The organism is Rhizobium sp. SVR5-2C (genome assembly GCF_056755115.1).
Map to the genome: position 1 here is coordinate 1 of NZ_JBNDHT010000197.1, position 9,209 is coordinate 9,209.

Here is a 9,209-nt window from a genome sequence, read left to right on the forward strand (position 1 = left end):
GGTGTGGCAAAGCCGGAAAGAAGCATCGCCGGCACCATGAAAAGAAAGGCGCCGAGGATCGCCTGCTGCTGTGTCATGGACAGGGCAGAAATGAAAAGCCCCAAGCCGGCAACCGCGGCGAGATAGAAAAGCGAACTGCCGTAAAGCAGCAGCAGCGAGCCGCGCAACGGCACGCCAAAAATGAAGATCGCCGCTAGAATATAGATCGTCATGTGAAAGAGCCCGATCATCATCGGCGGAATGAGTTTTCCGATCAGGATCTCATGGGTACGAAGCGGCGACACCATCAGCTGGTCGAAAGTGCCGAGCTCGCGCTCGCGGGCGATGGAGAGGGCGGTGACGATGAGCCCGATCAGCAGCGCGATGCTCGCAATCAGGTTTGGCACCATGAACCACTGAAAGATCAGATTGGGATTGAACCAGTTGCGCGGCACCGTCGCGATGGAACGGGTAGCTCCGCGCACTCCCGCAGGCGTCTCCGCAGACAATCCCGCGACAATCTGCGTGATGTAGCCCGAGACGATTTGTGACGCATTCGAGCGCCGGCCATCCAGAATGACCTGCAGGTCAGCGGGCTCCCCAGCTTCGATCTTGCGGGAGAAGTCCGCGCCGATTTCGATTGCCACAGTCACCGTCTGGCGATCGATCGCATCCCGTACGGTCGCCGGCGTGTCGGCTGTGAAAACCTGGCGGAATGTCGGTGAGCCTTCGATGCGCTCCACGAGTTCTTGCCCCCAGTAACCCGTGTCTCGGTTGAGCAGCATCACGTCGACATTTCGAACCTCGAGCGTTGCAGCATAGGAAAAGATCAGCAGCTGCACGATCGGCGGGCCGATCAGGATGGCGCGGCCCTTCGGATCACGGAGCACCGCCAGAAGTTCCTTGACGATGAGCGCTTTCAATCTCGACCACCACATCTCAGCCAATCCTCTTTCGGGTGCTGCGCGCAGCGAGCAGAAAAAACACAGAACCGATGAGGGCCATGGCGATGATTGAATGGAGGAACATCGGCCAGATGTCACCGGCGAGGAAAACTGTCTGCAAACTGGGGATCAGATAACGCGCCGGCACGATGAAAGTGATCCACTGGATCACTGTCGGCATCGAATTGATCTCAAAGAGGAAGCCGGACAGCAGGAAGGACGGCAGGAACGCCGTGATGAGCGCGAGTTGTGAGGCAAGAAACTGGTTCTTGGTGGCAGCCGAGATCAGCAGACCCTGTCCGAGCGCCGGTATGAGGAAAACCGCCGACAAGGCATAAAGCGCCAGGACCGAACCTCGAAACGGAACGCCGAACAAAAATACGGCAAGCACAACGCACAGCGTCATCGCGGTCAGGCCGAGCAGGAAATAGGGAAGGATCTTGCCGGCCAGCAGTTCAACCGCCGTGACGGGGGTCGCCATCATCGCCTCCATCGTCCCGCGCTCCCATTCGCGAGCAACGACGAGCGACGTCAGCAGCGTTCCGACGAGCGTCATGACAATGGCGATCGACCCCGGCACCAGGAACGACCGGCTTGTCAGCTCCGGATTGAACCAGAAGCGCTGCTCCACGGAAATGGGCGGCCCGGTCAACTCCGTTTCGGACTGCCGTTGCAGTTGCCAGTTGGCGACGGCGCCCTGGACATAGTTCTGGACGAGATTGGCGGTGTTGGGATCGGAGCCGTCGACAATCACCTGTACCTGCGGCCGATTGCCCGCTGCATAGTTCCTCGTGAAATCGGCCGGAATGACGATGATGCCGCGCAGGCGGGCGAGCACCAGATCCTCTTCGAAGAGCCGTCTATCGCGGCCGGTCGTTACCGAAAAATAGCGGGATCCCTGGAAGCTCGCCGCGAGATCATTCGTCAGCGGAGTCATTTCCTCAATCACCAATCCGACGCGCGTTCGAGTTGTGTCCAGCGAAACGCCATAACCAAACAAAAAGAGCAGGATCAGCGGCAGCACAAATGCAATCAGAATGCTGCTCGGATCGCGTATCACCTGAAGGCTCTCCTTCCGAACAAGCGCAGCAAAGCGACGGGCCCGGTTGGACAGGGACAGCGCGCTCGTTTTGGGGAGAGGGGCCGTCATGCCGCAATCCTTTCCTGCGAAGCCTGCACCAGCGCGATAAATGCATCTTCCATCGTCGGATCGGGGTTGTCGGCAGTTATGAACTTCGCTTTCAACTCATCTGGCGAGCCCAGAGCGATCGAACGGCCTCGATAGATCAGCGAGATGCGATCGCAATATTCCGCCTCATCCATGAAATGCGTCGTGACAAGCACGGTGACGCCCTTTTCGACGAGCGCATTGATATGCGTCCAGAATTCGCGGCGCGTGATCGGATCGACGCCTGATGTAGGTTCGTCCAGAAAGAGTGCTTCCGGCTCGTGCATGACCGCGCAGGCGAGCGCCAGCCGCTGCTTGAGCCCCAATGGCAGATCCTTGGCGGACATGGCGAGGCGGGATTCAAGATCGAAAATCGATGCCATCAGTTGGGTACGCTCGCGCTTGCGGGCACCGGTCAGCCCGTAGACGCCGGCAAAGAATTGGAGATTCTGTGCCACGCTGAGATCGCCGTAGAGCGAGAATTTCTGCGCCATGTAGCCGAGATGATTGCGTGCCTCGGCTGCGTCGCGCCGCAGATCGAAGCCGGCCACCCGTCCTTCACCGCTCGTCGGCTTGAGAAGGCCGCAAAGCATCTTGAAGGTCGTCGATTTGCCCGCGCCGTTTGGTCCCAACAGTCCGAATATCTGGCCGCGCGGGATCTCGAACGTGATGTTTTCGGCCGCCGTGAAGTCTCCGAAACGCTTGGTGAGCCCCTTCGCCTCGATGACCGGCTTGTCATCCTTTCTGGCAAGCGCTTCCTGCGCTTCCGCAAGCCGCGACCGGCCGCCTGGTCCACCACCCAACATGTCGATGAACGCGTCCTCGAAACGCGGCTCGGCCGGACTTATTATAGCTGCGCCGGCAGCGGCAAAGCTGGGTACCCGGCCTTCGGCAGTGACCAGCCTGATCGCTTCGCCCTGGATTACGCCATCGACGACGCCTTCCTCGTCCAACAGTTTGGCGAGCAGCTGACGGCGGCGCCCCGACACACCGGTCAACCGGGAGACACGGCCCTCGACCCGGCGCGTCAGTTCCTTCGGTTCGCCGGAAAAAAGCAGCCTGCCTTCATTCATCAAGAGAACGCGATCGCAAGCTTCCGCCTCGTCGAGATAAGCCGTCGACCACACGACGCCGATGCCTTCCTGCTTCAGGTTCTCGACCATCTTCCAGAGGTCGCGCCGGGAAATCGGGTCGACGCCAACGCCAGGTTCATCAAGGAGCAGAAGGCGCGGCTTCTTCAAAAGTGCGCAAGCAAGCCCAAGCTTCTGCTTCATGCCGCCCGACAGCTTTCCGGCAAGACGTCCGGTGAAGCGTTTCAGGTCGGTGAAGGTCAGAAGCTCATCGAAGGCAGCGGCGCGCTCGCTCTTAGGCAAGCCGCGCAAGTCAGCATAAAGATCGAGATTTTCCTGGACCGAGAGGTCCTCATAAAGGCCGAAGCGCTGAGGCATGTAGCCAATGGCCGCCTGGATGTCAGCCGCTCGGTCGCGCGTCCCGAAGCCCAGCACCTCCACTGTGCCGCTATCCGGAAGCATCAGACCGGTCATCAGCCGGATCAAAGTGGTCTTGCCCGCACCGTCGGGGCCTACGAGCCCCGTGATCTCACCGCCGCGGATCGAGCCCGAGATTGCGTCCAGCGCCGCTTTCGCCGTGCCAAAGCGCTTCGTCACGTCGGTCAGGCGACCGAGTTCGACGATATCGCGCGGCTTTTCCGAGTTACTCATTTTTCTGCCGTCTGCAATGAAGGCAAGCGCAGCGTCACGGGCATGCCCTGGCGAAGATCCGGGCCGGGTTTTTCGATGACGACGCGCAGGCGATAGACGAGGTCGGTGCGAAGTTCCGGCGTCTCGACCGACTTCGGCGTGAATTCCGCGACTGGAGAAATAAAGCCGATCGTGCCGTCATAGGCTTGATCCGGCTTTGTATCGGAGGTCACCTTCACCTTCATGCCCGGATGAATCCGGCCAAGATCCGTTTCGGCGACATAGCTGCGAATCCAGACAGGTTCCGTCAACGACAGCACATAGACCGGATCGGCGGATGACACGATCGCGCCCGGTTCCTTGATCCGCGACAGGATGATGCCGTCGTTCGGTGCGAGAAGCTGCGTATCGGCGAGCGATGTCCGCGCCGTTTCGAGGGTTGCTTCGGCAGCCTTCAGCTGCGCCGCCGCCGCCGCAATATCCTCGGCGCGGCTGCCCTCCTTCAGCAGGGCGAGCGCTTGCTTTGCGGATTCGGCGCGAGCTGCAGCCATCGCTCTTGCGGCCGTCGCCTGATCGAGATTGGCCTGAGAGATCGTGCCCTGAGGTCGCAACTGCCGGGCACGGTCATAAGCGAGGCTGGCGTTCTCCAGGTCGGCAAGGCTTTCGTTGTAGGATGCATTTGCCTGCGCAATCTCCGTCGCTCGCGGACCGGCCTTGAGCTTGTCGAGCGTAGCACGCAACGCGGCAACATTCGCCTCGGCGGAGCGAACCGCGTACTCATAGGGCTCCTCGTCCAGCCGGGCCAGAACAGCGCCGCGCTTTACGGCGTCTCCTTCATCGACAAGTGCTTCTTCAATTCGGCCGTTGACCCGAAAAGCGAGCGAGACCTGGCGGATATCGACATTGCCGTAGAGCGTGAAGTGCTGTTCGCCTTGCTGGGCCCAGCCGAGCCTGGATGGCACGTCGTACCACCACCCGGCCGCAGCCGCGCCGGCAAGAAGGATCGCAACCGGGATGGCCTTGTTCATTCTGCTTCTCCTTTCGCCGGTTCGAGCGCGGCGACAAGGTTGCGTGCATGATCTTGCAGCTTTGCGAGCTGCTCCTCGCCAATGGAATCCCATTCCATCTGCGCGAGCACTGCCGCGTTTGCCATCCGGAAAACCAGAAGGCTGCCAACGAAGGAGAGGCTGCGCAAACGCACGTTTTCGGAGGCGGGATCCTCTTTCAAGATCGTGCCGATCAGCCTCCGCCCCATATTGATCATCGGTCCCATGATGCCGGCATAGACCCTTTCGAAAGCCGCCGTCGGCTCCAGCTGCTCGCGGATGATGAAGCGTGCCCAGGCTTCTGATTCCTTGCTGACGAAAAGAACGACCATCGTCTGCACGATCTCCGTCAGAAATAGCCGCGCTTGGGCGACACTGAGCGGCGTGCCGGTTTGATCGAGCTCCGCAAGGTAGCGGCCAACGCGCTGGCGTATTTCGGCCACGTGTCCGGCGACCACTCCCGCGAGATGTTCGGCGGTTGCGATGTAGAGCCCTTCCTTGCTTCCGAAGTAGTAGGGGATGGCCTGCAGATTCACGCCTGCCGTATCGGCAAGCTTGCGTGTGCTGGCGCCGTCGAAGCCGTATCGGCCAAATACATCAAGCGCCGCCGAAAGGAGCTTCTCGCGGGTGGCGTCGCTTCGGGTGTCTGCTCGTGAATTGCTGATGTCTTTCATAGTGCTGCAATACGCCAATTCCGGTTTTCAGTCAATCGAATGAATTATATTAAAGGAACGCAGCGATTCCGCAGCCATTCCGATAGGGACTGCCGAGTTTGTCGGCGCCACAGAAGGTGCGACGGCCTTCGAGAAGCATTCCATACCAGTCTTCACCACCCGGCGCGGAAACCTTTTCTCGTTGGAGCCATGGACGATGTCACGGCCCGCGTGCTCTAGACCTCTCGGAGAGGTAGAGGAATTAACCCGGCAGAAGCCGCTATGACGATGGCCTCTGGAAGTGTGCGAACTCCGAGCCGTTCCATTAAATGCGCGCGATAGAGTTCGACGGTGCGGGGACTGAGGCCGAGTTCTCTCGCAATCGTCTTGTTAGTGCCGCCGCGGATTAGCCCGTCCAGAACCTCGCGTTCACGAGGTGACAGACCGCCGATACGGGCTTGCGCGTCGTCGCTCGCGCGTGGTGGCTCCCGTAGCTCTGCAAGTGCTGATGCCACCGCGGTCAACAACGTCTCCGGCGCGCAAGGGGCCTGCAGTACGTCCGCTGCGCCGGCCTTCATCGCCTGGATCGCAAGCCTGACATCGGTGTTATAGTCGCCGACGACAATGACCGGGAGGTTCATCTGGCGAGCCTTTAGTTCCTTCGGGAACATCACGCCGCCCTCAGGCGAGCCGGCGGTGTCGAGGAGCACGCATCCGGGCACGAGCGCCGGGGCGACCTCCAGGAACTGCCGGGCGGACGCGAACGCCTTCACCTGGTAGCCAGCCTCCTGAAGGATCAGAATGCGCTGTTCTCGCGAACCGTCCTCGACGTCTATGACATAGACGAGCGGCTCGTCGTAGCGTGTGACATCCTTGGCGATTCCGCCGACCCGGCGGATCGCCCCGTGTTCGTCCCGGATCGGAAAGTGCGTGTCGCTGATCCAGCGCACGCTCCCGTCAGGCCTTATTATCCGATACTCCTGAACGATGACCTCTCCCTTTTGCAGTACCGCATCAACGGCAGCGATCACCGCCTGACGGTCCTCCGGGTGCACGGTTTCCAAAAAGCGGCCAAGGTCCCCTAGAACGATATCTTGCGACTCGCCCCAGATTCGCATGAAGGCGGGGCTCAGATATTCCGGCTGTTTCGACGCCGCGTCGAGGATCCAGAGCACATCTGCTGAGTTCTGTGCAAAGTTCCGAAAACGTTCTTCGCTCTCGCGCAGACGCTGTTCGGCAAGCATTAGAGAGATGACGTCCGCGGCCTGCCTGGCATAAAGGTCAGTCAGATGCAGGGCGCGTTCGGATGGCCGATGCGGCTTGCGAAAATGGGTGGACAACACGCCGAGGCGCGCACCGTTACGGTCGATGAGAGGGGTCGACTGCACGGCTCGAAAGCCAAACTTTTGGGCGATGCCCCGGTAAAATGCGAAGCCGGGATTTCTTAAGACGTCTTCGACAATGATCCGGTTGCCCTGCTTCAGCGCCTGCCCACAGGCCGAAGTGTCGCTGGCGTCGATTGTTCGGAAGTCAGTGAGCAATTCGTCCGCGAACCCGCTTTGTACTACAACACGGAGGGTACCGGTCGCGGCATCATAGAGCTGCACGTCACCAAAGTCCGCGTGCTGCAGTTCCATGATCGCATCGAGCACCTCCTCAAGCGGCCCCGTTGTGAGCATGAGCGCGCCCATCGCACCGCCTCCGCTGGTGACGGCGACACTGCTCGGCGGGCTGGAGCCCAGTGGGTCGGTGCCTGTCGATTGAGTACGCATGCAAAACGAATGCCCGTAACGTGAGTGCACCTCGCAAGCACGGAACGCTGCGCCAACTACGTTTACTGAGAGTTGCAGTCGGCAAGAAATAAGGCCATCCTCGCTCACAGGCCCTCACACCGGCAGGCGGCCTCCACCTGCGAGATCCGGAATATGCAATCTACGCTTTCCTTCGGTTCACGACAAGGTTGCGCAAACGCTAGGACCAGCCCCTAAGCGAGGACCGAAGCGCAGAGCAGCGCGGACGCGCTGGAACGCTGGAGGCTGGATCGGGAGAACGAGCCCTGCGATCCCAGGGCTCGAGGTTGGGGTGGCCGCTTTGCTTCCGTCGTTAAATTCGACGTGACTCGCTGCGCTTGCAATTAACGCCTTCGATTTACAAAGGTTCCTTGTGCCCCGCGATATGCGCGATGGACCTGCTTACCAAAAGGGTAAGAAAGCGCGTCCATCGCGTTTCCGGCTACAAGCTGCCTTCCAAAAGTTGTAGCCGCGAAAGCGGAACGCCAAACTGGGGGAACTACAGTCCGCAGGTTCGCCTCGCGTTCCAGCCATACAAACTGGCGGAAACCCACTCGGTTCCCGGCGTCCGGTCGGCGTCGTCGTCGGCTGCGGTCCCTTGCCTTGCAGATGGCGCACCCACGCTAGAGCCATTTGGGCACTTCCACCCGCGCATGATTGCGAAGCTGGTCGACCAAGGCGTTGGCATCTGCATTCACCGAGATCGAGTGTCTATGCGCTGGCGGCAGAAACTTGGTGTCGACCATGTGGTCGATGAACTGGAGGAAGGCGTTAAAGAAGCTGGCGGAGTTCAGGAGGCCGACCGGTTTGTCGATTTCGGAAAGCTGGTTCATAGTCCAGACCTCCATCAGTTCCTCGATCGTGCCAATGCCGCCCGGTAGTGCGATGAAGGCGTCGGCGAGTTCCGCCATGCGCTGCTTGCGGAAGCGCAGCGTCGGGGCGATTTCGCTTGAGGTCAGGCGAGGATGGGAATGGCCACGCTGGTGCAGGCTTTCGGTGATGACGCCATGGGCGTCACCACCGGCTTCGAGCACGGCATCGGCAATGATGCCCATCAACCCCTTTGTCGTGCCGCCATAGACGAGCGCGATCCCCTGCTCGGCAAGCACCCTGCCAAGGCCTCTCGCACCCTCGGCGAAGTCTTCCGACACGCCGAAGTTTGATCCGCAGAACACCGCTATTGCCTTGATCGAGCGTGCCGTCATCTTTGCCATTCCTCCCACGGTGATCTTTTGCATCAGACGCCAGCCGGTTCAAGGTCAAGCCGGCCGGGGCCTATCCGTCTTTGCAAGATAGTCGTCCCTGAACCAGTATCAGTAACGCAGAGATGCGAAATGTGCCGCAAGTTCCCGGTCTGTGGCATTCCTCGCCTGCACCAGCACATCGCCGCCGGCACCTGTTCCCTGGACCGAAAAGAAGGAGAGGTCCTTCAGCCCGATCATGGCGAGGATCGTTGTCAGATAGGGCGTCAGGAAATCCGGCTGGCGGGCCCGTTCGCCGGAAAAGCGGCCGCCGGAGGCGATGGCGATGAAGACTGGGCGATCCGCCAGCAGGCCCACCTTGCCGCCAGCGCCGATCGAGAATGTCCGGCGTGCGCGCACCACATGATCGATCCAGGCCTTCAGCGTCGAGGGAACGGAGAGATTGTGCATCGGCGTGCTGATAACAAGGCAATCGGCGCCTTCAAGCTCCCGCACCAGTTCCTCCGAATAGGCGAAGGAACCCTCCGTGGAGATATCTTCGGCCGATCCCTGAGAGGTAGCGTAATTTTCGTCGATATGCGGCATTGCGCCAGACCCGATCGGGCGTTCGATCACCTCAGCGTCGGGACTGCGCTCCCGAAGTGCGGCAATGATCCTCTGCGAGAGACGGTAGCTCTCCGCCGCCTTGCCTCGAGGGCTGGCGTTGACATGCAGGATGTTCTTCATC

8 protein-coding genes are annotated in these 9,209 nt (G+C 60.5%); all 8 read right to left on the reverse strand.

Annotated features, from left to right (window positions below; genetic code table 11):
* Positions 1-917, reverse strand: a 917-nt coding sequence (locus tag ACPYOI_RS32950) for an ABC transporter permease (RefSeq protein ID WP_481423954.1), incomplete at its 3' end; no start/stop codon positions are given.
* 1 nt (position 918) lies between these two features.
* Positions 919-2,073, reverse strand: a complete 1,155-nt coding sequence (locus ACPYOI_RS32955) for an ABC transporter permease (protein ID WP_481419391.1) — start codon at positions 2,071-2,073, stop codon at positions 919-921.
* On the reverse strand, positions 2,070-3,812 hold the full coding sequence (locus ACPYOI_RS32960) for an ATP-binding cassette domain-containing protein (RefSeq protein ID WP_481419392.1): 1,743 nt from the start codon (positions 3,810-3,812) through the stop codon (positions 2,070-2,072). The genes ACPYOI_RS32955 and ACPYOI_RS32960 overlap by 4 nt, the downstream gene beginning before the upstream one ends.
* Positions 3,809-4,819 carry a secretion protein HlyD gene (gene hlyD / locus ACPYOI_RS32965; RefSeq protein WP_481419393.1) on the reverse strand — a complete coding sequence of 337 codons (1,011 nt, stop codon included), beginning with the start codon at positions 4,817-4,819 and terminating at the stop codon, positions 3,809-3,811. The genes ACPYOI_RS32960 and hlyD overlap by 4 nt, the downstream gene beginning before the upstream one ends.
* Positions 4,816-5,511 (reverse strand): CerR family C-terminal domain-containing protein, encoded by a 696-nt coding sequence (locus ACPYOI_RS32970; RefSeq protein WP_481419394.1) that lies wholly within the window; start codon positions 5,509-5,511, stop codon positions 4,816-4,818. The genes hlyD and ACPYOI_RS32970 overlap by 4 nt, the downstream gene beginning before the upstream one ends.
* A 215-nt stretch (positions 5,512-5,726) precedes the next feature.
* Positions 5,727-7,181: a PAS domain-containing protein gene (locus tag ACPYOI_RS32975; RefSeq protein ID WP_481419395.1), complete on the reverse strand. Its 1,455-nt coding sequence runs from the start codon at positions 7,179-7,181 to the stop codon at positions 5,727-5,729.
* A 722-nt stretch (positions 7,182-7,903) separates the two neighbouring features.
* Positions 7,904-8,518 (reverse strand): LOG family protein, encoded by a 615-nt coding sequence (locus ACPYOI_RS32980; RefSeq protein ID WP_481423955.1) that lies wholly within the window; start codon positions 8,516-8,518, stop codon positions 7,904-7,906.
* Between the two features lie 75 nt (positions 8,519-8,593).
* On the reverse strand, positions 8,594-9,209 hold a 616-nt coding region (locus tag ACPYOI_RS32985), incomplete at its 5' end, for an FMN-dependent NADH-azoreductase (RefSeq protein ID WP_481423956.1).